Raw genomic sequence first — 23,091 nt, forward strand, 5'->3', positions numbered from 1 at the left:
CGTCAGGTCCAGCGATGGACCTGACCGGCTTACACAACAGGAGAAATTATTATGCCTACCCCCACTAAGGGTCCGCGCCTCGGAGGCGGCCCGGCTCACGAGCGCCTGATGCTCGCGAACCTGGCAGCTGCTCTGTTTGAGCACAAGCGCATCACCACCACGGTCACCAAGGCCAAGCGCCTGAAGCCGTACGCAGAGCGTTTGGTCACCTTCGCCAAGCGTGGCGACCTCTCGTCCCGCCGCCGCGTTCTCGGCCTGATCAGCGACAAGGGCATCGTCCACGAGCTGTTCACCGACATCGCCGGCGCCGTTGCCAACCGCGATGGTGGCTACACCCGTATCACCAAGATCGGCAACCGCAAGGGCGACAACGCTCCCATGGCTGTCATCGAGCTCGTCCTCGAGCCGGTTTCCCCGAAGCAGGCCGTAGTTGCTGAAGCAACCGCTGCTGCTGCCAAGGCTGCCCCGGCTGCTGAGGAAGAGGTTGTTGAGACCGAGGCTGTAGAGACCGAAGCTGCTGAAACCGAAGAGGCTCCGGCCGCTGAGGCTGAGGCTGCTGACGCTGAAGCTGCTGAAACCGAAGAGGCTCCGGCCGCTGAGGAAAAGAAGTAATTCACTGAATTCTTCTTAGTAGACTTAAGTCTATGAACGAACGAAAACCCGCTGCCCCCGCTTTGGAGGGCGGCGGGTTTTTGCGTGTCCGGATGGATCTTTCCTACGACGGCGGACCATTCAACGGCTGGGCCCTTCAGCCCGGTCTGCTCACAGTTCAGGGGTCACTTGAGGAAGCTTTGGCGCTCCTCGTGCGCCGTCCCGTGCGGGTCACGGTTGCCGGCCGCACCGACGCCGGTGTCCACGCCCGCGGCCAGGTCGTCCATCTCGATCTGACTGAAGCCGAGTGGCTCGGACTTCCGCGTGGACACGAGCTGGACCCCGCCGTCGCGCTTTTGCGGCGCCTTCGCGGCGCCCTCAGCCGCGTCCTCGGCGATCTTACCGGTGCCATTGAAGTGCACGACGCCGGTCTGGCGCCCGAAGGTTTCGACGCCCGGTTCTCCGCGTTGTGGCGTCGTTACAGTTACCGCATTGCTGATGGCGCCGAGCGCTGGGATCCCGTGCTTCGAGGAATTACGCTGTGGCACAAGGCGCCGCTGAACATTTCTCTCTTGAACGACGGCGCTTCCCAGTTGCTGGGGCTCCAGGACTTCCGCTCCTACTGCAAGCCCCGCGAGGGCGCCACAACCATCCGCGAACTACAGAAGTTTGAGTTCGAACGGGGGAGCGACGGGGTCATTGTCGCCACCGTTCAGGCCGATGCGTTCTGCCACAACATGGTCAGGTCCTTGGTGGGCTCGGCCCTGCGCGTGGGCGAAGGCCTGGAGCAACCAGGCTGGCTGCATGAACGTCTGCTGGAACGTAAGCGTGATGCCAAGTCCGTGTTGGCTGCACCCCACCCCTTGGTGTTGGAGGAAGTTGCGTACCCGTCGGACAGCGAGCTGCTGGCGCGGGCTGAGTTGACCAGGGCCCGGCGCGAGTAAGTCCGGACGTTGGAGGACCCCCTCCCGGCTCTGGGTACCGGAAGGGGGCCGTTGTGGCCGTCCGCGGTCTGGGATCCGTGAACGGCCGGTCTATTTCCCGAAGGCCAAGATCAGGTGAACATCTGGATGATCTTGATGACAGCGGGACCCAGAAGGACTATGAAAAGCACCGGAAATATGCAGAACATCAGCGGGAAAAGCACCTTGACGGGCAACTTCATCGCTTTCTCTTCTGCTTTCTGACGACGCTTGACCCGGGCTTGCTTGGCTTGTGCACGGAGGACGTTGGCGATGCCGATGCCATATTTGTCAGCTTGGATCACTGCGAGGACAAAGCTGCGGACGTCAGGGACAGTGGATCGTTCGGCCATGGCCTCATAGGCTTCCTGCCGTGGACGGCCCACTTGGATGTCTTGGAGTGTTCGCATCAATTCCAGGGCCAAAGGTCCCGTGCCATAAGAGGAGGCCCGTTCCATTGCCGCTTCGAAACCGAGTCCTGCCTCAACGGAGATGAGCATTTGGTCCAACGTGTTCGGGAATTCCAGCTGTATGGCCTCTTGGCGCTTGATCCCGGTGTTGTAGATCAAGAGATCCGGAAGGAAGTACAACAGGATTGTCAGGAACAACCCAAGGCCGATCATTGTGGGGCTCGGGTTGCTGGCGACCAGCAGGACTCCGCCTACAGCGCCCGCAAGGGCGAGAGCTGGTTTGATGGCGATGAGTTTGGTCAGGGGCATCGACTTGGGGCGTCCGGCAAGCGCCAGCCATTGATCAAGCTTGGCTTCGTAACTGCCAGGGGTGAGTTTCCGGGCCAGCCCTAACAAAATCGGGGGGCGGTGGATATTCACGCCAGTGCCCTGGGCGAATCCGGAACCAAGATTTGTCTGAATTGCCACCACGGACTTGCGGTCAATGGTGGCTAACGACCACGCGAAATAGGCAATGGGGAGGACGATCACAGCGATGATCAGCCAAGCCATGGGAGTCATGGGCACAGCCTCCTAGAACTTAATCTTTACGGTGCGGCTCATCCAGAAGCCACCGACGGTGAACAGGATCGCGCTGGCAACCATCAGGGCAATTCCTATGGGATGTTGAACGAAGACCCTCATGTAGCCCGGGTTGATGGCTGTCACGAACAGTCCGACTGCCACCGGGAGCGCCATGAGAATGACGGCCGACATCTTGCCTTCGGCACTGAGGGCACGCACGTGTCCCTTGACTTCGCTGCGCTCCCGGATGGTGCCGGCGACTTGCTCCAGTACCTCTGCCAAGTCACCGCCCACTTCGCGATTGATTTGTATGGCCTGGCCAATCCAGCGGAAGTCCTCGCTGTCCATGCGGTCCGCGCAGTCTTCGATGGCTTGGCGGGCGTCCTTGCCGATCCTCACTTCATTGACGATCCGGCCCAATTCTTCCGAGGTGGGTGCTTGTGCTTCCTGTGCAGCTGCTTCGAATGACCGCATGATGCTGTGGCCGACGCGGAGGCCACCAATCAACATCTGGATGGTATCCGTTAGCTGCGACTCAAATTTCCCGCGGCGTTTTTCGGTCTTGAACACCAGCAGCAGTTTCGCAACGAATGGCGTGGCCAGTGCCAGCAAGATACCGATAAACACATTGATGAGGAAGCTGCCGATGACGCCCACGACCACCGTGCCGACGACAACCATAACGGTGAAGTCGGCAGGTGCTTGCTTGACTCCTGCGTTATATAAGACGTCGCGATTAAACGGTCCACCGGAGCGGCCCAGTGCAGTGTCCATAAATTGGACTGCAGACTGTGAAACGCGGCCCACTGCGGAATCGTCAGGCGCTGTGCCCAGGCGCCGGCGTTCCAAGGGAATGCTTCCGTTGCGTGGCTTCAGGACGACGATGACGAGCACCATGAGGGCAACGAAGCAAAGGCCGATGGCTGTAACAAAAAGCGCCGGCGTATCCATGGCTATCGCCTCCCCGCAGTTACGGGAGCGACGCCAAACACGGATGGCGATACCGTGATACCGAGTTCTGCAAAACGGTCCAGGAACCTTGGCCGGATACCCGTTGGCAGAGCCCTCCCGAGGAAACGCCCTTGGGCATCCAAGCCAGCAGAATAGTCAAAGAGGAAAGCGTCCTGCAGCGTGACGACGTCGCCCTCCATACCCTGCACTTCGGTCACGTGCGTGACGCGGCGGCTGCCATCCCGCAATCGTGTCACTTGGACGATCACGTCCACGGCAGAGGACACCTGCTCGCGGATGGCCCTGAGCGGCAAGTCCATACCAGCCATCAAGACGAGCGTCTCAAGGCGCGCGATCGCATCCCGCGGCGAGTTTGCATGGACGGTGGACAATGAGCCATCGTGGCCGGTGTTCATCGCCTGCAACATGTCCAGCGACTCTCCGCCACGAACCTCGCCCACGATGATCCGGTCGGGCCGCATGCGGAGGGAGTTGCGGACCAGATCCCGAATGGTTATGGCGCCCTTGCCTTCGATATTGGGCGGGCGGCTCTCCAACCTGACCACGTGGCGCTGTTGCAATTGAAGCTCCACCGCGTCCTCAATAGTGACGATGCGGTCGGACTCCGGGATGAAGGAAGACAAGACGTTCAGGAGAGTCGTCTTCCCTGTTCCGGTGCCCCCAGAGACGATGACATTGAGCCGGGCCAACACACAGGCACTCAGTAGCTCCGCCATTTCGTGGCTGATGGATTCCCACTCGATCAGGTTACGGACGGTGAGTGGAACGTGGCTGAATTTCCTGATGGTCAGCGAGGGTCCGTTGACAGCAAGCGGCGGGATAATCGCATTGACGCGGGAGCCGTCCTCGAGGCGCGCATCAACAAGCGGGGAAGACTCGTCTATCCGTCGTCCGACCTTGGACACGATCCGTTCGATGACTTTCCTGAGGTGCGCGTCCGAGCTGAATTGCAGGTCAGTCAATGCCAGGTGACCGTGACGCTCAACGTAAATCTGGTCAAAGCGGTTGACCATCACCTCCGTAACCGAGGGATCCTCCAAGAGACGCTGCAGGGGACCGAAGCCCATGACCTCATCCGAAATCTCGCGGATCAGCCGGCGGCGCTCCTCGGGTGAAAGTGGCACTTGCTCGTCATCAATGACAGCTGAAAGTTCGTCCACGGCGAAGGACCGAAGCTCTTCCTCCGACGAGGAGGCGTCCCCAAGCCTTGAGCCCATTCGCTCGAAGAGTGCCGAAGCGGCCCTTTGCTTAAGGCCTGAAAGGGCATCGACCACCGGTGCAGACGGAGCCCCTCCCAACATCGGAGAATTCGCTGTTGGCGCTACGCTGGCGGCCTGTCCTGCAGGCTCGGCTTCCTTGATTTCGACGGCGGCAAGCGGGTTGTTCCTCGTGAGCCTTTCTGACAGTTTCATGACACCACCACCCTCCGGTGCAGCTTGCTCGGAGTAACTGTTTCCAGGCGGGGATCGAATCGCTCAACAAGCTTTTTGAGCCCCTTCGTGGCTGAATCCCGAGTGGTGCCTTGGAGCACTGGGACACCCCGGTTCGTGGAGAACGGCAGGTTCCGGGAACGGGGGATGACGGTATCAATAGGGACACCGATGGTCGCCTCAACGTCCTGTACCGAGATGCCGCTCTTTCTATCCGCGAAGTTCAGCACTGTGTGCCTGCCCTGTGGCAAGAGCTGAAGTTCCCTCAGTACGCTGAAACACTTCCGGAGCCCACGAATGCTGGGGACGTCCATGCCGCAGACCCAGACCCCGTCCGTGGCAAGCTCAAGAGTCGCCAGGCAGTGTTCGCCAAGTCCCGGTGCTGTGTCGACCACCACGTACTTGAATTCCGTGGCCAGCTGGTTGAGGAGCCTTGTGACGTGGTCAGCTGTGATGTAATCCGACTCCGATGGCTTCTGCGGTGCACAAAGTGCATAGATTCCCGCCGGGTGGACGGTGAGGAATGCCTTGAGCACCATCGAGTCCTGGGCAGCCGCACCATGAACAGCCTCGGTAATCGAGTGTTCTGGTTCCAGCAGCAGTCCAGAGGCGACGTCGCCGAATTGCAGGTCAAGATCAACAATGACCACGCTCATAGGCGCCAGGGCTCCAAGACCGACCGCCAAATTTGTTGCAACCGTTGTCTTGCCGACTCCGCCTTTCGGGGACATGACGGCAATGACGCGGCCTCTGTCCTGACCGGATTCAGCAGCTGGCTGCATTCCACGACGCCGGCTGGCGGAGGCCAGGCAGGCTCGTTCCAGGAGTATCCGCAGCTCGTTAACCTCAATTTCCGGTGTAACAACGTCCCGGATGCCCGAATGCATGGCACGAAGAACGATTTCGGGGCTGGGTTCGGCCACCAGCAACAGGCTGATTTCCGGATACTGGAGGTCGAAGACCGTGGCCAGCTTCAAAGCGTCGTCCGGACTCACGCCCGGTCCCAGAATCATCACCTCCGGTGGCGCCCCTGTGAGTTCCTTGAAGACGTCATCCGTCCCACCCCGGAGTACGTCGGGGGCGAGCGTTTGCAGGTCCCCATGGAGTGCCCCGGCGATGGCCTGGCGCACACGGCCTTCAAAATCACGAACTGCAGTGATGGCTACAAAGCGGCTCATTGGACCAGCCCTCCGAAGGTTGTCGTCGGTGGATCGCTCTTTGCGGTTTTGTCCGTCTGCTTGGAGAGCCACAACGTCCCGAACTCTGCACCGAAAACCATTTTGGCGGCGTTGGCATCACTCAGGGCCACCGTCACGTAGGCTGAACCGTTCGGGAGGGCTACTCCCTTGTCTGCCCCGGCGGATTTTTCCGCGTCAGGGGCCGCTTGTTGGACAGCAGTGACGAGAACATCGTGGTAAAGCAGCTCAGTGAAGTTTTTCCAGCCCGTCAGACCGGCTGGGAGGTTGGCGCCGGCAGGAACCGCGTCGTCCAACTTGAATGAGGCAAACACCGTGACGGTGTCGCCGGCTTCGATCCGACCGCCGAGTATGCGCTCGGGAGCGAGGACAAAGGTTGATTCCTGCAAACCCTCCGGCACGGGCACCGTTCCCGGAGCCAGATCCTTGGGATCAACCAGTTTCACTCCCAGCAATTGTTCGCCGGGCTGAAGCTCCGCTGAAGTGACCTTGCCCTTTTGATCGGTAAGGGCGTTGATGGTGCCTGGTGCAACCGCGGATTGCGGCAGCGTCTCCGCCTTGACCTTCGATTGAATTTCTTCGACTTTGGTGCCGGCCGGAATACGTTCCTTCACCACAAGTACGCTGACGGGATCAAGCCCTTGCTGCGCCCGCTTGTCGGCCCCCTGAACATAGGTGACCAGCAAGACGGTGCCAATGACTGCTAATAGCAGTGCTGCAATGCCTCCCAGTAGGCGTGTTTTCACTTTGTAACTCCCTTCGAGTTCTCATGAGGTTGATAGCAGACGCCCAAGGGCGCCTATTCGGTGAGCGTTACAACTGACGCTCCATAGTTGGGAATGCCCCCCGACATTTGCGAACCCTCTTCGAGTGACACGAAGCGGGTGAAATAGCCTTGGAGAGCCCGGCAATTGCCTGTGCAGCTGGGTGCTGCGGGATCCAACTGCTGGCCGCCATCGAACTTGTATCCAGTCACCTGGAAGGCTGCAAAACCGATGAGGGTGTACTTTGTTTTGTTGCCGTTCTGCGCAGCCGTTTTGAAGAGTGGTATGAGCGCAGGCTCGTCCATGATGTGGGCAAGCACTGAATCGCAGGTTGCTGCGTTAGGGAAGTGGTTGCCAGGTTGGCCCTGAACTACAGCGCTAATGCTTATATCGGTCGAACAGCCCGAGGTGGTCTCAAGCCAGCCAAAACCGCCGGGTTGGTAGCCATTTTGTGCCACGCAGCCACCAACCGCAGGAGCGTTCGTGTCGTAACGAAGCGTGACGTGGGTGGGTATTGGATCGCCGGTAAATGTGCCTGTGGAATTGAGCGAGGCAAGTTGTGTTGGCGAGAGGTACTTCTTGAAGACGCACTCACTGACAGTCCAAGGGAGTGTGGTTGCACTTGAGGGTGCACCCCAGGACGCTTCCGCAGTAGCATTCACAGCCGCGGTCTGCACTCCAAAGGCTTGGGCGAAGAACAGCGAGAAGCTGTTAGCGCCCGAGCCTGCATCCCGGGCATTTGTCACTACCCGAACTGTTGTAGCGGCCGGAAAAGTGACGACGGCACCGCTGGAGTTGTCATTAGCGTTGCTATTGGCGAACTGGTTTCCGGTTGAGGTGCTGTTACCACAACTGCCGCCGGCGCAGTCAGTTGCAATAGCCAGGGCGGCGGCATCAGCTCCATTTTGAAGTTGCGCCTTTTCCGCATAAAGGGCTCCGACATCAACGGCGATCGCGGCGAAGCCCAGAAGGACCACCATGAGACCGGCGACGATGACCGTGGCAGCGCCGCGCTCCTTGGTTTCTTTGGCGTCCTCTTGGACTAAACCCGGTCGAAGAAAATTCAGCCGCCGCATCTCATCACTCCTACTCCAGTCATGTTCAGCGGGAAAATGCCAGGACCGCCAAAGAATCCGGCATCAAGGAAGCCGGACATGGAAGTCAGGGAGACACTCGTTGTCACTGTGACGTTGGAGCCGGGGGCGCAGCTTGACGCGTTATCGCTAACTGAAACTCCCAGGCCGTCAAGGGACGGTGCTGCAGCCAAAGCCGTACCGGATACGTTCAGACCACCATCCTGGTAGTGAACGGCTGCATAACGGGCGCCCTCCCGCGCTGCTTGCGTGAGGGACACTTGGACGTTGAGCACCCGCCCGAATTCCATAATCCCGATTAAGATCAGCAGCAGCAGCGGCAACAGGATTGCCATTTCCACGGCTACTGCTCCGCGCTCATTCTTTTTCGATTTCACGACTGTCTCCCAGACCCGGATCCCCAGTGGGGTTTGCGGTAATAGCGCTTAAGAGGAGTGGCCGGCGGCTGTGACTGTGTTTATGCCACGGCCACCGGCCACTTCAACTGTTGTCAGAGCGATGCGGTGACGCCGCCGAACAAGCCTTGGATAGCCAGTCCCAGGGGACCGACCGCCACTGCAACCACTACCGCGATCAGGGCGACCATGAGGCCGTATTCAACCATCGTCGCGCCCTTCTCCTCGGAGGTGAGGCGAGACTTGACGCCGGCGATGTACGAAGTGATGGTGAACATAAGAGCAGACATTGGAAAATCCTTCCCAGATGAATTTTTTGGGTTTGGTAAATTATGGATATAGGTCCAGCAAATTATCGGAATTTGCTTTCGATTCCCGAACTACCCCCATGTTGCCTTTAGCGGTTCGGAATTCGATGAGATAAGAATTCACCCTGGACGCGCTGCTGAACAATGCGTAGTCGTACTCGAATTCCTGCAACGCATATGACGCGGTCACCCGTAGAAGGGCAGGGGAGTACTCAGTTGAGAGGTCAAAAAAGGCAAGCGACTACTTGGAATCGACAGCAGCCTTATATTTTTGAGCCCATGCAGGGCCCGCGGAAACCCGGGAGAACCAGGACTACTGAAGTAGGAGGGTCACGCCAAGTGCCGCGATAACCATCGCCGGCCCGTGCGCCGTTTCCACTGTCTTTTCCTTGTGATTCAGGCGCAACATCAGCACCGTGAGCACCCCGCCCACCACGAATCCCAGTAGTCCGCCGTAGAGTACTTGCTTCCAACCCAAGTACCCCAAGTACAGTCCGACGGGTGCTGCGAGCTTCACATCGCCCATTCCGAGGCTTCTCGGCGAAATAAGTCCCAGAATCAGGTAGCAAACGAAGAGTATGAGGCCTCCGGCGAGTGCTCGGAGCAGCTCGGGCCAGGCGGGATCCAGTGCCGCGGACGTGGCAAGGAGAACAAAACCGCCCCCCAGCAGGAACAAAACGAGGGGGTTTGGCAGCAAATGGAGGGTGAAATCAATTCTCGAAAGCTGCACCCCAACAAGTGCCAATAAAAGGAACGCCGGCAATTCCGGAGTAAAACCAAAGCGCCACCCCAGCAGCGCAAAGAGCAGCGCGGTGATTGCCGCCGTCGTGATCCGGACGGCAGGGGAGGGGAGTCCGCCCAGGCGCGGAAGGCCGCGGGAGATCACAAACTCGACGGCCGGGCTCAACAGCAAGCCGGCGATGGCAAGCAGGATCAGGAAAACGGGACCGTTGGTCATGTACTCTCCCTCAAAGCGCATGCGACCCCGAGGGGCGGATACCCCATTTTGACCCGGACGGCCCGTTGAAGGTATTGTTTATAGTCGTTGTGCGTGTCCTATCTCGATGACACATGCCTTCTCGGGGATCCAGTTGCAGGGTCGCTAACTCAAGAGGCATATCGAGATTCTGGGATGACTGGTCTATAGAGCCCTCACCTCTGCTCCGGTAACGCATACATAGTAGGTACACGCCTCACTGCGTGTCGCCTAAAACATGAACGCCAGAACAAGAACGAGGCAAAACCGTGCGTACGTACACCCCGAAGCCCGGCGATATCAACCGCCAGTGGCACGTCATTGACGCCACCGACGTTGTCCTTGGTCGTCTTGCCAGCCAGACCGCAACACTGCTGCGCGGAAAGCACAAGCCGACCTTTGCGTCCCACATGGACATGGGCGACTTCGTCATCATCATCAACGCTGAAAAGGTTGCCCTCACCGGCGCCAAGCTGGAGCAGAAGCGCGCATACCGCCACTCCGGCTACCCGGGCGGCCTGACCTCCGTCAACTACGCCGAGCTGCTGGAATCCAACCCGGTTCGCGCTGTTGAGAAGGCCATCAAGGGCATGCTCCCCAAGAACTCCCTCGCCGCTCAGCAGCTGGGCAAGCTCAAGGTCTACGCAGGCCCCGAGCACCCGCACGCTGCACAGCAGCCGAAGACTTTCGAAATCACCCAGGTCGCCCAGTAGTCCTGGCCACCAAACAACTTTTCATTACAAGGAGAACCGTGGCTCAGAACGAAGAACTGACCGCCGAAGCCGTCGAGGCTGAGGAAACCCTCACCAGCTACACCTCTGAAAGCACATCTGTTGAAGATGCGCCCAAGAAGGAGCGCCCGGCACTGACCGTTGCCGGTGCCGCTGTTGGCCGCCGCAAGGAAGCCGTTGCACGCGTTCGCGTCATCCCGGGTTCCGGCAAGTGGATCATCAACGGCCGCACGCTGGAGAACTACTTCCCGAACAAGCTGCACCAGCAGGACGTCAACGAGCCCTTCAAGATCCTTGATCTTGAAGGCGCCTACGACGTCATCGCCCGCATCCACGGCGGTGGCATCTCCGGCCAGGCCGGTGCACTGCGCCTCGGTGTGGCCCGCTCGCTGAACGAGATCGACGTCGACAACAACCGCGCCACCCTCAAGAAGGCCGGTTACCTGCGCCGTGACGCCCGCGTCATCGAGCGTAAGAAGGCTGGTCTCAAGAAGGCACGCAAGGCTCAGCAGTACTCCAAGCGTTAATCTGCGCTTACTCGAAGGCCCGTTCCGCCGTTTCGGCGGGGCGGGCTTTCGCCGTTTAAGAAGTTGCACTTCAAGCAGTTCGAAGATGCAAGCTGAGAGGCGGATGTGACCTGCGCACATGACCTTCCGACACGCTGCTGGACGGGTGGTGTCCCGTCGTCGTCTAAACTTGAGCCGATGTCTAGATTATTTGGAACAGATGGCGTGCGCGGTCTCGCGAACGGATTGCTCACCGCCGAGCTGGCTATGCAGCTGGCCCAGGCCGCCGCCGTCGTACTCGGCCATGACCGCACAACCGATGGCAAGCGGCCACGCGCCGTAGTCGCCCGGGACCCCAGAGCGAGTGGCGAGTTCCTTGCCGCCGCCGTCGAAGCGGGGCTCTCCAGCTCCGGCATCGACGTCTATGACGCCGGGGTGCTGCCCACCCCGGCTGCGGCCTATCTGGTGGCAGACCTCGACGCCGATTTCGGCGTGATGCTCTCGGCCTCCCATAACCCGGCCCCTGATAACGGGATCAAGTTCTTCGCCCGAGGCGGCCAGAAGCTGCCCGACGACGTCGAGGACGCCATCGAAGCACAGCTGGGCAAAGAGCCCCAGCGACCCGTGGGCGGCGACGTCGGACGCATCCAGCGCTTCTCCGACGCTGAGGACCGCTACATTGTCCACCTGCTCGGCACCCTCCCCAAGCGCCTCGAGGGCCTGAAGGTTGTCCTGGACTGCGCCCACGGCGCGGCGAGTGGTTGTTCGCCGCAGGTGTTCAAGGACGCCGGCGCGGATGTCGTCGTCATTGGCGCCGAGCCGGACGGCCTGAACATCAACGACGGCGTGGGCTCCACCCATCTGGGTCCGTTGAAGGAAGCGGTGGTCAAGCACGGCGCGAACCTTGGCATTGCCCACGACGGCGACGCCGACCGCTGCCTCGCTGTAGACCACGAAGGCAACGAAGTAGATGGCGACCAGATCATGGCGATCCTGGCGCTGGCACTCAATGAAGCGGGCAAGCTCAAGGACAGCATCCTGGTTGCCACGGTCATGAGCAACCTCGGACTCAAGATTGCCCTCCGCAATGCCGGCATCACCATCCGCGAAACCGCTGTTGGCGACCGTTACGTGCTGGAGGAAATGCGCGACGGCGGCTACAACCTGGGCGGCGAACAGTCCGGCCACGTGATCTTCTCCGACTACGCAACCACCGGCGATGGCGTACTCACCGGGCTGCAGCTCGCTGCGCAGGTGGCACTCACGGGCCGTAGCTTGAAGGAACTCGCAACGGCGATGACCAAGCTCCCGCAGCTCATGATCAACGTCAAGGGCGTGGACAAGGCCCGTGCCGCCACAGACGAAGGCGTGGCTGCAGCAGTAGCCGCTGCTGAACTCGAACTGGGTGAAACCGGCCGTGTGTTGCTCCGCCCGTCCGGGACCGAGGCCCTGGTCCGCGTCATGGTGGAAGCAGCGGACATGGAAACGGCCGAGCGGATTTGCAACAGCCTGGCTGCCGTGGTCAAAGAACGCCTGAGCGCTCCCAGCGAACTGGCTGTCTAAGAACCCAAACAGCTTCGGCCCGCTTTCCTGCATTACCGGTTTGACCGGATTACCAGGGAGCGGGCCGTACTGGTTTAAACGGACCGGCTTTATAAGGACCTGCGCTACAGGTAGTCCGGCGCTGCTTCCAACCCGAAGTACTCCTCAAGTGTTGCAATGCCTCGGGTGTTCATCTCCGTCGCTGCTTCTACGCCGATGTAGCGCAGGTGCCAGGACTCGTAAAAGTATCCGGTTGTTTCGTGGAACATCCATGGATAGCGGACGATGAAACCGAATTGATGCGCGTTGGCTTTGGCCCAAATAGCCGCGGGCTGCTCGGCGAAGCAGGGCTGGAAACTGCAGGCACCCCCGCCGTCGGCTATGTCAAAGGACCAGCCCGTTTGGTGTTCCGAATGACCCGGGCGTGCGGAGGCCCGGTCGGCTGCAATCTGGCCACTGTTGGTGACGTAGCCGTTGTAAGTGGTGACCTGGGTGGAATAGGAACGGTAGCCGGACGCCAATGCCATGATGACGCCTTCGGCCGCCGCTGCGCCGAACATCTTCTCTGCGGCAGCCGCCGTCGTGCTGTTCATCAGTGTGGCTTCGCCAGTGACGGCGAGCCGGATGTTCGGCTGAACTAAATCCGCCGGCACATAGTTTTGAGGGTTCAACGGCCTGTGCTTGTTGACCACCACCCAAGGGCTCGCTGGATCGGTCAGCGAGAATTGCCTGGCTGCGGCGTGTGAGGGCGGTGCGCTGGAAGGCTCGGTAGCGGCAGCGGGCGTAACGGCAGTGACTTGGGTTGGCGTGGCGCTCGAGGCAGCGCCGGACGGCGTCGCCGAAGCCCCGGCAGGGGACGGGGAGGGGCCATCCGGAGTGCAGGCCGTCAGGGCGGCCAGGCCTGCGCCAACTGTGAGGAGTCCCGCGAATGCCCTCCGGCTGGGCATCGGCCGGGGTTGGGTGTCCACGTTAGACCTTCCGCAAAAGCATGCGACGGATGGAATGGTCTGCGTCCTTGGTAAGTACCAGCTGGGCGCGGCCACGGGTGGGGAGCACGTTCTCTTCGAGGTTCGGCTCGTTGATGCGCTTCCAGATGCCGCGGGCTGTTGACTCGGCATCTTCGTCGGACAGTGTGGCGTACCGGTGGAAGTAGGACTCCGGCTGCGCGAAGGCTGTACTGCGGAGCTTTCGGAACCGGTCCACGTACCACTCCTCGATATAGGAAGTCTTGGCGTCAACGTAGATGGAGAAATCAAAGAAGTCGCTCAGCGCAAGTCCCTGCTTGCCATCCATGCGGGGCCTGGCAGGGGCCAGAACGTTGAGGCCTTCCACGATCAGCACATCAGGCCGGCGCACTACGACTTCCTTGCCCGGGACGATGTCGTAGGTGACGTGGGAGTACCACGGTGCCCGGACTTCCTCGGCTCCACCTTTGATTTCCGACACAAAACGCAACAGCGCCCGGCGGTCGTAGGACTCCGGGAAACCTTTACGTTCCAGCAAATGGCGGCGCTTCAATTCGGCCAACGGGTAGAGGAAGCCGTCCGTGGTGATGAGTTCCACGTTCGGTGTTCCCGGCCAGCGCCGCAGCATTTCACGAAGCACGCGGGCGATGGTGGACTTTCCAACAGCAACGGAACCGGCCACGCCGATCACGAACGGGGTGCGCTGTGTTTGCTCGCCCAAGAACGTTGTTGTCGCCGCGTGAAGCTGATGTGAAGCTTCGACGTAGAGGTGCAGAAGCCGCGAAAGGGGGAGGTACACCTCCCGCACTTCCTTCATATCCAGGGGATCGCCGAGGCCCCGCAGGCGGAAAATGTCCTCTTCGTTGAGGGGCTGCTCCATCTGTGCTGCCAGCCGGGACCACGTTTGGCGGTCCAGCTCAACAAAGGGGGAAGCGCCGTCGCCGTTTGCTTCGGTGCGTTGCAAAGTCACGTTCTGATTCTGCCCTTAGCCCGGCGGATCAGGAAATGCGGGACGACGTGAGGGTGAATTCTGAGTGATTAACGCGTCAGAGACAAGAGCGGAAGGGGGGACGTCCCACATCAGTTGTTTGACCTAGCCGTTAGGCTTATACCCATGTGTGGAATCGTAGGCTATGTTGGCAATTCGTCTCGTAAGGCAGCTGGTCACAGCGCCCTTGACGTCGTCGTGGAGGGGCTGCGTCGTCTTGAGTACCGCGGCTATGACTCCGCCGGCGTCGCAGTGGTGGCTGATGGAACCATCTCGTCCCGTAAAAAGTCCGGCAAGTTGAGCAACCTGATCAGTGAACTGGAAGCAAACCCGGTTCCTGAATCCCTGACCGGCATTGGCCACACCCGTTGGGCCACGCATGGCGGCCCCACCGACCGCAACGCACACCCCCACCTTTCCGACGGGGGGCGTCTGGCGCTGATTCACAACGGCATCATCGAAAACTTCGCAGAGCTCAAGCAGGAGTTGCTGGGCAAGGGCGTCACGTTCGAGTCCGAAACCGACACCGAAGTGGCTGCCGCCCTGGTTGGCAACATCTTCCGCAACGAACTCAATGGCAACGGCGGCGACCTCACCAAGGCGATGCGCCTGGCCTGCCAGCGTCTCGAGGGTGCCTTCACCCTCCTCGCCGTCCACGCGGACCAGCCCGACGTCGTCGTGGCCGCCCGTCGTAACTCCCCGCTCGTGGTCGGCCTTGGCGACGGCGAGAACTTCCTCGGCTCGGACGTCTCCGGCTTCATCGACTACACGCGCCGCGCCGTGGAACTCGGCCAGGACCAGATCGTCACCATCACCGCGGACTCCGTGGAGATCACCGACTTCTTCGGTGCTCCCGCCGAAGGCAAGGAATACCACGTTGACTGGGACCCGGCTTCTGCCGAAAAGGGTGGCTTCAGCTCCTTCATGGAGAAGGAAATCCACGACCAGCCCGATGCTGTGGCCCAGACTCTCCTGGGACGCTCGGACCTCAACGGAAAGCTGACGCTGGACGAAGTCCGCATCGATCCTGAGCTCCTCAAGCAGGTTGACAAGATCATCGTTCTGGCATGCGGAACCGCAGCCTACGCTGGCCTGGTGGCCAAGTACGCCATTGAAAACTGGTGCCGCATCCCCACGGAAGTGGAGCTCGCACACGAGTTCCGTTACCGCGACCCGATCGTGGACGCCAACACCCTGGTGGTTTCCATCAGCCAGTCCGGCGAGACCATGGACACGCTCATGGCCGTCCGCTACGCCCGCGAACAGGGCGCTAAGACGATCTCCATCTGCAACACCAACGGTTCCACCATCCCGCGCGAATCCGACGCCGTGCTCTACACCCACGCTGGTCCGGAGATCGCTGTGGCATCCACCAAGGCGTTCCTCGCCCAGATCACTGCCGCTTACTTGCTTGGTCTTTACCTGGCCCAGCTGCGTGGAAACATCTTCTCCGGCCAGATCAAGGACGTCCTCGCTGACCTGAACAAGATCCCGGCCAAGATTCAGAAGATCCTGGACAACGCAGGCCCCTTGCGTGAACTGGCCCGCAGCATGAAGGACGAAAAGTCCGTCTTGTTCCTGGGCCGCCACGTTGGCTTCCCGGTTGCGCTGGAAGGCGCCTTGAAGCTCAAGGAAATCGCCTACATCCATGCTGAGGGCTTCGCTGCCGGGGAACTCAAGCACGGACCGATCGCCCTGATTGACGACGGCCAGCCGGTTTTCGTGGTTGTCCCGTCCCCGCGTGGTCGTGACTCCCTGCACTCCAAGGTTGTCAGCAACATCCAGGAAGTCCGCGCACGTGGTGCACGCACCCTGGTCATTGCTGAGGAAGGCGACGAGTCGGTCAAGGATTACGCAGAGCACGTCTTCTACGTCCCGGAGACGCCCACGTTGCTCATGCCGCTGCTCACCACCGTGCCACTGCAGATCTTCGCTGCTGAACTGGCCGGGGCAAAGGGTTACGACGTCGATCAGCCGCGTAACCTCGCCAAGAGCGTGACCGTAGAATAACCGCATGATTGTTGGCATTGGAGTAGACGTCGTAGACATCGAGCGGTTCGCCCGGCAACTGGAGCGGACCCCCGGACTGCGGGACAGACTTTTCGTTCCTGCGGAGCGTGAACTCAACACCAGGTCACTCGCTGCGCGTTTCGCTGCCAAGGAAGCAGTAGCCAAGGTCCTGGGTGCTCCCGCTGGCATGAACTGGCAGGACTGCTGGATTGGTCTTGACCAGAATGGTCCTACCGTCCAGGTCAAAGGAACGGTATTGGCCGTGTCCGATGCCAAGGGCGTCAAGCGCTGGCACCTGTCCATGAGCCACGATGGCGGCATCGCTACGGCGTATGTCCTCGCCGAGGGCTAAACGGACCTTTATATAACGATGATCAGCGCCTTCACCGGACAACAGATCAGGGATGCGGAACAACCGCTCCTGGACTCCGGTGAGGGCGCTGTTCTCATGCAACGGGCCGCCTACGGCTTGGCGCAGGAAGTGGTGCGCGTGGTCAAGGCCAGGCGCAAGCTGACCGGTGCCAGCGTCACGGTCCTGGCAGGCAAGGGCAACAACGGCGGTGACGGACTCTTCGCGGCTTCCATGCTTGCCCGCCGCGGCATGCGGACGACGGCGGTACTCGCCTCAGCGGAAGTCCATACCGAGGCTCTGGCGGCTTTTCAGTCGGCAGGTGGCCGCGTGCTGCGATTGGATTCCGGAAACGCCGAAGAACTTGCTGTCCTGTGCGCTGGCGACGATGTCATTATCGACGCCCTCCTGGGCACCGGCGCGCGCGGCGGATTGCGTGATGCTTCGGCTGAGTTGGTTGCTTCCCTTCAGGAGCTGAAGCCGCGTTGCGTGGTGGCGTGCGACCTCCCCAGCGGTTTGGATGCCAATACGGGCGAAGTCCACTGGCCGGTGCTGGATGCCGATGTCACAGTGACTTTCGGTGGCATCAAGGCCGGGCTGATGACGGACCCCGGCGAAGGCTGTGCGGGGCGCGCGGTGCTGGTACCGATTGGGATCGAAGACTCCCTGGATACCCCTGAGTTGCGTCGGCTTGAGGCCCCGGACCTGAAGTCTTTGCTCGCCAAGCCGGGCCGCCGCTCCCATAAATACTCCCGTGGCGTGTTGGGCGTTGTCGCTGGCTCGCCTCGTTTTGCCGGGGCGGCTGTACTAACCGTCCATGCGGCAGCCGTGGCTGGCGCAGGCATGGTCCGCTATGTAGGACCGGAATCTGCGGCACGCCAGGTTTTGACCCGGACTCCGGAGGCCCTGTGGGAGACCGGGGATCCCGGCAGGGTCCAGGCGTGGTTGCTTGGTCCCGGCGTCGACGGGGAGGACCAACTCGGACGTGCCAAGGATGCCGCAGGGTTGGCGCTTGACGCTGAATTGCCAGTCGTCGTCGACGCCGGAGCCTTGAGTATCCTGCCCGAGCATTGTCCCGCCCATTGGATCCTCACCCCGCACGCCGGGGAGCTGGCGACGCTCCTTGCAGCCCTTCCGTCCACCGGCGAGGTTGCCGTGACCCGTGAGGACGTCGAGTCCCGGCCGCTGCACTTCGTACGGCAAGCAGCCGCGCAAACCGGTGCCACAGTCCTGCTGAAGGGTGCCACCACACTGGTGGCCTCGCCGTCGGGCGTTGTTTTCAGCCAGTCCGAGGGCACTGCCTGGATGGCGACTGCAGGCAGCGGCGATGTCCTTGCAGGCATCCTGGGAGCCTTGCTGGCGCAATCTGTGGACTCTGTCAGGGACGACGACGGCGCGTACGCAGCCCTGGGCTTGAAACTGGACGACCGCTGGGCTGCTGTGGCGGCGGTCGCCGCCAGCGTTCACGGCCGCGCTGGCTCGATCGCGTCGAACTATTTTGATGGTGGCCCCCTTACAGCGTCAGCGATCATGGCGGCTGTACCGCGCGTCGTAGGTTCGCTGACTGCGGAATACGACCCTACAAGACCGTAAGGTTACTGTCCGTGTCGGGGGTCATGAGTAGGCTTGCAGCAAGTTATCCGCATCACCCAGAGGAGAACGCATGGAAGTCTGGCCTGGATCGGCCTATCCGCTTGGAGCCACCTTTGACGGGACCGGCACCAACTTCGCGCTGTTCAGCGAGAAGGCCGAGAAAGTGGAGCTGTGCCTCTTCGACGACGACGGCGGGGAAGTCCGCGTAGATGTCACCGAGGTAGACGGCTACGTGTGGCACTGCTACCTGCCGCAAGTCCAACCCGGACAGAAATATGGCTATCGGGTGCACGGACCCTACGACCCCGACGCCGGCCAACGGTTCAACCCCAACAAGCTGTTGCTGGACCCGTACGCCAAGGCCATCCATCGTCAGATCGATTGGGACCCGGCCCTGTTCTCCTACAACATGGGGGACCCGGACTCCCGGAATGACGCTGACTCCGCACCGCACATGATGCTGGGCGTGGTCATCAACCCCTTCTTCGACTGGGACGGCGACAAACTCCTGAAGATTCCGTACCACAAGTCGGTCATCTACGAGGCCCACGTCAAGGGACTTACCCAGCTGCACCCGGAAGTTCCCGAGGAACAGCGCGGAACCTACGCAGGTGTAGCCCACCCCGCAGTCATTTCCCACCTTCAAAAGCTGGGTATTACTGCGATCGAGCTCATGCCCGTGCACCAGTTCGTCAACGATGGCATCCTGCAGGATAAGGGCCTGAACAACTACTGGGGCTACAACACCATCGGCTTCTTCGCCCCGCACAACAGTTACAGCTCCAAGGGCGATACAGGCCAGCAGGTCCAGGACTTCAAGGCCATGGTGCGTTCCCTGCACAACGCCGGGATCGAAGTCATTTTGGACGTCGTTTACAACCACACGGCCGAGGGCAACCATCTGGGGCCCACGTTGTCCTTCAAGGGCATCGACAACTCCGCGTACTACCGCCTGGTGGAGAACGACCAAAAGTACTACATGGACTACACAGGCACCGGGAACTCATTGAATGTCCGGAGCCCCCATTCACTCCAGCTGCTGATGGACTCGCTCCGCTACTGGGTGACGGAGATGCACGTGGACGGGTTCCGGTTCGATCTCGCGTCCACGCTGGCCCGCGAATTCTATGACGTGGACAAGCTTTCCACCTTCTTCGAACTCATCCAGCAGGACCCTGTTGTGTCCCAAGTGAAGCTCATCGCCGAACCGTGGGATGTTGGTCCGGGTGGATACCAAGTGGGAAACTTCCCGCCCCAATGGACGGAATGGAATGGCCAATACCGGGACACTGTCCGCGACTTCTGGCGGGGAGAGCCCTCCACCCTTGGTGAATTCGCCTCGCGTCTGACAGGCTCCGCCGACCTCTACGAGCACTCGGGTCGCCGGCCCGTGGCCTCGATCAACTTCGTCACTGCCCACGACGGCTTCACGTTGGCCGACCTCGTGTCGTATAACGAGAAACACAACGAGGCCAACGGTGAGGGCAACAACGACGGCGAATCGCACAACCGTTCGTGGAACTGTGGCGTTGAGGGCCCCACGGACGATCCGAAGGTTCTGGGCCTCAGGGCCCGACAACAGAGGAACTTCATCGCCTCGCTTTTCCTGTCACAGGGCGTCCCCATGCTCCTGCACGGCGATGAACTTGGAAGGACGCAGCAGGGTAACAACAACGGTTACTGTCAGGACTCCGAGCTCACTTGGATCAATTGGGATAACGTTGACCAGCCGTTGGTGGAGTTCACGGCTGCTGTTAGCGCCCTGAGGGCCAAACACCCGAGCCTTCGCCGAAGCAGGTTCTTCGATGGACGGCCCGTGCTGCGAGGCGAGGGCGAGCGGCTTCCGGACATCGTATGGCTGGATGCCGATGCCAGCACCATGACGCCCTCGGACTGGGACACCGCGTTGGGCCGTTCTGTTGGCGTGTTCTTGAACGGTGACGGAATCCACGGACGCGACACTCAAGGTCGCCGGATCACCGACGTCAACTTCCTGCTGTACTTCAATGCGGACGAGGACGAGGTTGGGTTCAGGGTGCCGTCGGACGAATATGCCCCTGCCTGGGACGTCATGATCGACACCGGCGGTGAAGGCGCAGATTCAGACGTCGTGAAGGCAGACCAGATCCTGATGATCGCTGCCAAGTCATTGGTAGTGCTTCGTGCCCACAGCACACCCGAGTCCGAGCCGGACCATTCAGTGGCCGCCTCCCTTGCTGCGCTCAGCCAGACAAGCACCCCCGAAACTGCGTCGCTCACGGCACCTGCGGTGAACTCGCTGCCGACAGATTCGTCGGCGAACGCTCGATCACTGGATGCCTCAGAGGCGGGCACCTCTTCCGATGGGGGAGATGCGGCCACTGCGGAATCAAAACCCACCCGGAAGCGCCGTACGTCGAAGAAGGCGGATTCATGAGGACGCCCGTTTCAACGTACAGGCTGCAAATCCGCCGGAGCTTTACGCTTCAGGACGCTGCGGAACTCACCGGGTACCTGCACAACCTCGGGGTTGATTGGGTCTACGTATCCCCGATCCTCACAGCGGAGGAGGGTTCAGACCACGGTTATGACGTCACGGATCCTTCCTCCGTGGATCCGGCCAGGGGCGGAACCGAGGGCCTCGCTGCGTTGTCCAAGGCCGCCCGCTCGAAGGGACTTGGCATCCTCGCGGACATCGTTCCCAACCATATGGGTGTCGCCTCACCAGGACAGAATGCCTGGTGGTGGCAGCTCCTGAAAGAGGGGCGCTCGTCCAAGTACGCAGAAGCGTTCGACGTCGACTGGGACTTTGGTGGCGGAAAGATCCGCATCCCCGTGCTCGGCAGCGATGACGACCTTGAACAACTCACGGTGGTGGACGGCGAACTGCACTACTACGATCACCGTTTCCCGTTGGCCGAGGGCAGCTTCAGTGCCGGAGACAGCCCACAGGACGTTCATGCGCGGCAGAACTATGAACTCGTGGGCTGGCGCCGCGCGGACGCTGAACTGAACTACCGCCGTTTCTTCGCAGTGAACACGCTGGCAGGCGTGCGCGTCGAGGTTCCGTGGGTCTTCGATGAGGCGCACGAGGAAATCGTGCGGTGGTTCCGGGAAGAGCTGGTGGATGGTCTCAGGATCGATCACCCCGATGGGCTGGCCGATCCGGAAGGGTATCTGGCGAGGCTTCGCAAGGAGACAGGCGGGGCGTACCTCCTGGTGGAGAAGATCCTTGAGCCGGGGGAGAAACTGCCGGAAACCTTTGATTGCGAAGGCACCACAGGGTATGACGCACTGGCGGACGTAGACCGTCTGTTCGTCGACCCCGCAGCAGAGGAATATCTGGATTCCCTCGACGCCCGGCTGCGGGATGCAGCCCGGCCCGCTGACTATGAGGACATGATCCACGGGACCAAACGTCGCATCGCCGATGGCATCCTGAGGTCCGAGATCCTCCGGTTGTCCCGGCTTGTTCCCGAGTCGCCGGAATTGCCGCGCGCCGAGGTAGCCGATGCGCTGGCCGAGATTATTTGTTGGTTCCCCATCTACAGGACCTACCTGCCGCACGGCCAGGAGATTCTGGAAGAAGCCATAGAGCGCGCCGGGCAACACCGGCCCGGGCTCCTGTCTGTGCTGAACGGGTTGCGCCCGCTCCTGGTTGATCCCACCGGGGAACTGGCACGTCGCTTCCAACAGACCTCAGGAATGGTTATGGCGAAGGGCGTGGAGGACACCGCGTTCTTCCGCTACACACGCTTGGGGACGCTAACCGAAGTGGGAGCTGATCCCACTGAATTTGCGCTTTCCCCTGACGGGTTCCATGAGCGCATGGCACGGCGTCAGGCAGAGATCCCGCTTTCCATGACCACGCTGAGCACGCATGACACCAAGCGCAGCGAGGACGCCCGGGCCAGGATTTCGGTCATTTCCGAATCCGTCCCCGAATGGGAACTCTTCCTCGGCACTGTCCAGGAGCTGGCGCCCATCCCGGACGGTCCGCTGGCAGCCCTCGTTTGGCAGTCAATTGCGGGCGCTTGGCCCGCCGACCGTGGGCGCCTCCAATCGTATGCGCTCAAGGCCGCCCGCGAAGCCGGAAATTCGACCAACTGGACCGATCCCAACCTGGACTTCGAGCGTCACTTGGCTGCCGCCGTCGACGCCGTTTTTGACGTCCCTGAGGTCGCTGCCGCATTGGAGAACTTCGTCGAGGAACTGGAACCTTTTGGAACGTCGAACTCACTCTCGGCCAAGCTCATCCAACTGACCATGCCGGGCGTTCCGGATGTCTATCAGGGCACAGAGTTCCGGGACGGTTCATTGACCGACCCCGACAACCGGCGGCCAGTAGACTTTCAAGCCCGGATCGCGGCGCTCGCAGAACTCGATACTGGTGCGCGGCCCGCTTTCACAGAGGAAGCCGCCAAACTGCTGGTGGTATCCAGGGCGCTCAGGTTACGTCGTGACCGGCCGGAACTGTTTGCTGGTTACCAGCCCGTGCACGCGAGCGGCGCCGCCGCTGATCACGTAGTTGCCTTCAACCGTGGGGCGGACGCACCTGGCGTGGTCACCGTTGGCACGCGGCTGCCCAAGCGGCTCGCCCGCGAAGGCGGCTGGCGGGACACGGCTATCGACTTGCCGGTGAACTGTCATGACGAACTGACCGGGACCATTTATGACGCCGGTTCGGTCGCGGTCGCTACGCTGCTGGAGCATTACCCGGTGGCCCTGCTGGTGCCCACTGACTGATCCGCTGAAAACACGAACAC

21 protein-coding genes are annotated in these 23,091 nt (G+C 61.1%); 10 read left to right on the plus strand and 11 right to left on the minus strand.

Going from position 1 to position 23,091, the window contains the following annotated elements:
• Positions 1-51: 51 nt before the first annotated feature.
• Complete coding sequence (gene rplQ / locus AC6I97_RS08840; RefSeq protein ID WP_224164988.1) at positions 52-612, plus strand: 50S ribosomal protein L17; 561 nt, start codon at positions 52-54, stop codon at positions 610-612.
• A 32-nt stretch (positions 613-644) separates the two neighbouring features.
• Positions 645-1,535: a tRNA pseudouridine(38-40) synthase TruA gene (gene truA / locus AC6I97_RS08845; RefSeq protein WP_497944699.1), complete on the plus strand. Its 891-nt coding sequence runs from the start codon at positions 645-647 to the stop codon at positions 1,533-1,535.
• A gap of 110 nt (positions 1,536-1,645) precedes the next feature.
• Here the strand turns inward: truA and AC6I97_RS08850 are convergent, their stop codons facing one another.
• The 9 genes from AC6I97_RS08850 to AC6I97_RS08890 all read right to left on the minus strand — a co-directional run bounded on the left by AC6I97_RS08850 (position 1,646) and on the right by AC6I97_RS08890 (position 9,644).
• Entirely contained in the window at positions 1,646-2,524 is an 879-nt protein-coding gene (locus AC6I97_RS08850; protein ID WP_223933936.1) for a type II secretion system F family protein, read from the minus strand.
• 12 nt (positions 2,525-2,536) lie between these two features.
• Positions 2,537-3,478: a type II secretion system F family protein gene (locus AC6I97_RS08855; protein ID WP_224088301.1), complete on the minus strand. Its 942-nt coding sequence runs from the start codon at positions 3,476-3,478 to the stop codon at positions 2,537-2,539.
• A 2-nt stretch (positions 3,479-3,480) separates the two neighbouring features.
• Positions 3,481-4,911, minus strand: a complete 1,431-nt coding sequence (locus AC6I97_RS08860; protein WP_224088300.1) for a TadA family conjugal transfer-associated ATPase — start codon at positions 4,909-4,911, stop codon at positions 3,481-3,483.
• On the minus strand, positions 4,908-6,107 hold the full coding sequence (locus AC6I97_RS08865) for a CpaE/TadZ family protein (protein WP_497944700.1): 1,200 nt from the start codon (positions 6,105-6,107) through the stop codon (positions 4,908-4,910). The genes AC6I97_RS08860 and AC6I97_RS08865 overlap by 4 nt, the downstream gene beginning before the upstream one ends.
• Positions 6,104-6,871 (minus strand): Flp pilus assembly protein CpaB, encoded by a 768-nt coding sequence (gene cpaB, locus AC6I97_RS08870; protein ID WP_223933928.1) that lies wholly within the window; start codon positions 6,869-6,871, stop codon positions 6,104-6,106. Before cpaB ends, AC6I97_RS08865 begins: the two co-directional genes overlap by 4 nt.
• 53 nt (positions 6,872-6,924) lie before the next feature.
• Entirely contained in the window at positions 6,925-7,965 is a 1,041-nt protein-coding gene (locus tag AC6I97_RS08875; RefSeq protein ID WP_224088295.1) for a pilus assembly protein TadG-related protein, read from the minus strand.
• Positions 7,953-8,360: a TadE/TadG family type IV pilus assembly protein gene (locus tag AC6I97_RS08880; RefSeq protein WP_497944701.1), complete on the minus strand. Its 408-nt coding sequence runs from the start codon at positions 8,358-8,360 to the stop codon at positions 7,953-7,955. Before AC6I97_RS08880 ends, AC6I97_RS08875 begins: the two co-directional genes overlap by 13 nt.
• Before the next feature lie 113 nt (positions 8,361-8,473).
• Complete coding sequence (locus AC6I97_RS08885; protein WP_224088291.1) at positions 8,474-8,668, minus strand: Flp family type IVb pilin; 195 nt, start codon at positions 8,666-8,668, stop codon at positions 8,474-8,476.
• Between the two features lie 331 nt (positions 8,669-8,999).
• On the minus strand, positions 9,000-9,644 hold the full coding sequence (locus tag AC6I97_RS08890; RefSeq protein ID WP_224088290.1) for a prepilin peptidase: 645 nt from the start codon (positions 9,642-9,644) through the stop codon (positions 9,000-9,002).
• Between the two features lie 287 nt (positions 9,645-9,931).
• Here AC6I97_RS08890 and rplM point away from each other — a divergent pair, with 287 nt between their 5' ends.
• From rplM to glmM, 3 genes are all read left to right on the plus strand, one after another.
• Positions 9,932-10,375, plus strand: a complete 444-nt coding sequence (gene rplM, locus AC6I97_RS08895; RefSeq protein ID WP_011775554.1) for a 50S ribosomal protein L13 — start codon at positions 9,932-9,934, stop codon at positions 10,373-10,375.
• Positions 10,376-10,413: 38 nt separating this feature from the next.
• Positions 10,414-10,920, plus strand: coding sequence for a 30S ribosomal protein S9 (rpsI, locus tag AC6I97_RS08900; RefSeq protein ID WP_216925110.1), 507 nt, complete (start codon positions 10,414-10,416; stop codon positions 10,918-10,920).
• A gap of 177 nt (positions 10,921-11,097) precedes the next feature.
• Positions 11,098-12,462: a phosphoglucosamine mutase gene (gene glmM, locus AC6I97_RS08905; protein ID WP_497944702.1), complete on the plus strand. Its 1,365-nt coding sequence runs from the start codon at positions 11,098-11,100 to the stop codon at positions 12,460-12,462.
• Positions 12,463-12,566: 104 nt separating this feature from the next.
• Here the strand turns inward: glmM and AC6I97_RS08910 are convergent, their stop codons facing one another.
• Positions 12,567-13,388, minus strand: coding sequence for a M15 family metallopeptidase (locus tag AC6I97_RS08910; protein WP_497946997.1), 822 nt, complete (start codon positions 13,386-13,388; stop codon positions 12,567-12,569).
• A 22-nt stretch (positions 13,389-13,410) separates the two neighbouring features.
• Positions 13,411-14,376 (minus strand): type I pantothenate kinase, encoded by a 966-nt coding sequence (gene coaA, locus AC6I97_RS08915; protein WP_216925113.1) that lies wholly within the window; start codon positions 14,374-14,376, stop codon positions 13,411-13,413.
• Between the two features lie 144 nt (positions 14,377-14,520).
• On the opposite strand from coaA, the gene glmS reads away from it, so the two are divergent.
• The 5 genes from glmS (at position 14,521) to treY (ending at position 23,071) form a co-directional block, all read left to right on the plus strand.
• Positions 14,521-16,404, plus strand: a complete 1,884-nt coding sequence (gene glmS, locus AC6I97_RS08920) for a glutamine--fructose-6-phosphate transaminase (isomerizing) (protein WP_224164977.1) — start codon at positions 14,521-14,523, stop codon at positions 16,402-16,404.
• A gap of 4 nt (positions 16,405-16,408) precedes the next feature.
• Positions 16,409-16,756, plus strand: coding sequence for a holo-ACP synthase (locus tag AC6I97_RS08925; protein ID WP_216925115.1), 348 nt, complete (start codon positions 16,409-16,411; stop codon positions 16,754-16,756).
• Positions 16,757-16,774: 18 nt separating this feature from the next.
• Positions 16,775-18,346 carry an NAD(P)H-hydrate epimerase gene (locus tag AC6I97_RS08930; protein WP_497944703.1) on the plus strand — a complete coding sequence of 524 codons (1,572 nt, stop codon included), beginning with the start codon at positions 16,775-16,777 and terminating at the stop codon, positions 18,344-18,346.
• A 70-nt stretch (positions 18,347-18,416) separates the two neighbouring features.
• Positions 18,417-20,762, plus strand: a complete 2,346-nt coding sequence (glgX, locus tag AC6I97_RS08935; protein WP_497944704.1) for a glycogen debranching protein GlgX — start codon at positions 18,417-18,419, stop codon at positions 20,760-20,762.
• Positions 20,759-23,071, plus strand: a complete 2,313-nt coding sequence (gene treY / locus AC6I97_RS08940) for a malto-oligosyltrehalose synthase (RefSeq protein ID WP_497944705.1) — start codon at positions 20,759-20,761, stop codon at positions 23,069-23,071. Before glgX ends, treY begins: the two co-directional genes overlap by 4 nt.
• The last annotated feature ends 20 nt before the right edge of the window (positions 23,072-23,091 follow it).

The organism is Arthrobacter sp. TmtSoilC48 (assembly GCF_059739425.1).

What these genes read in the sequence shown, in the direction of transcription:
- rplQ (WP_224164988.1), top strand. Translation starts at nt 52, where the DNA reads ATGCCTACCCCCACTAAGGGTCCGCGCCTCGGAGGCGGCCCGGCTCAC.
- truA (WP_497944699.1), top strand. Translation starts at nt 645, where the DNA reads ATGAACGAACGAAAACCCGCTGCCCCCGCTTTGGAGGGCGGCGGGTTT.
- AC6I97_RS08850 (WP_223933936.1), bottom strand. Translation starts at nt 2,524, where the DNA reads ATGACTCCCATGGCTTGGCTGATCATCGCTGTGATCGTCCTCCCCATT.
- AC6I97_RS08855 (WP_224088301.1), bottom strand. Translation starts at nt 3,478, where the DNA reads ATGGATACGCCGGCGCTTTTTGTTACAGCCATCGGCCTTTGCTTCGTT.
- AC6I97_RS08860 (WP_224088300.1), bottom strand. Translation starts at nt 4,911, where the DNA reads ATGAAACTGTCAGAAAGGCTCACGAGGAACAACCCGCTTGCCGCCGTC.
- AC6I97_RS08865 (WP_497944700.1), bottom strand. Translation starts at nt 6,107, where the DNA reads ATGAGCCGCTTTGTAGCCATCACTGCAGTTCGTGATTTTGAAGGCCGT.
- AC6I97_RS08875 (WP_224088295.1), bottom strand. Translation starts at nt 7,965, where the DNA reads ATGCGGCGGCTGAATTTTCTTCGACCGGGTTTAGTCCAAGAGGACGCC.
- AC6I97_RS08885 (WP_224088291.1), bottom strand. Translation starts at nt 8,668, where the DNA reads ATGTCTGCTCTTATGTTCACCATCACTTCGTACATCGCCGGCGTCAAG.
- AC6I97_RS08890 (WP_224088290.1), bottom strand. Translation starts at nt 9,644, where the DNA reads ATGACCAACGGTCCCGTTTTCCTGATCCTGCTTGCCATCGCCGGCTTG.
- glmM (WP_497944702.1), top strand. Translation starts at nt 11,098, where the DNA reads ATGTCTAGATTATTTGGAACAGATGGCGTGCGCGGTCTCGCGAACGGA.
- AC6I97_RS08910 (WP_497946997.1), bottom strand. Translation starts at nt 13,388, where the DNA reads ATGCCCAGCCGGAGGGCATTCGCGGGACTCCTCACAGTTGGCGCAGGC.
- glmS (WP_224164977.1), top strand. Translation starts at nt 14,521, where the DNA reads ATGTGTGGAATCGTAGGCTATGTTGGCAATTCGTCTCGTAAGGCAGCT.
- AC6I97_RS08925 (WP_216925115.1), top strand. Translation starts at nt 16,409, where the DNA reads ATGATTGTTGGCATTGGAGTAGACGTCGTAGACATCGAGCGGTTCGCC.
- AC6I97_RS08930 (WP_497944703.1), top strand. Translation starts at nt 16,775, where the DNA reads ATGATCAGCGCCTTCACCGGACAACAGATCAGGGATGCGGAACAACCG.
- glgX (WP_497944704.1), top strand. Translation starts at nt 18,417, where the DNA reads ATGGAAGTCTGGCCTGGATCGGCCTATCCGCTTGGAGCCACCTTTGAC.
- treY (WP_497944705.1), top strand. Translation starts at nt 20,759, where the DNA reads ATGAGGACGCCCGTTTCAACGTACAGGCTGCAAATCCGCCGGAGCTTT.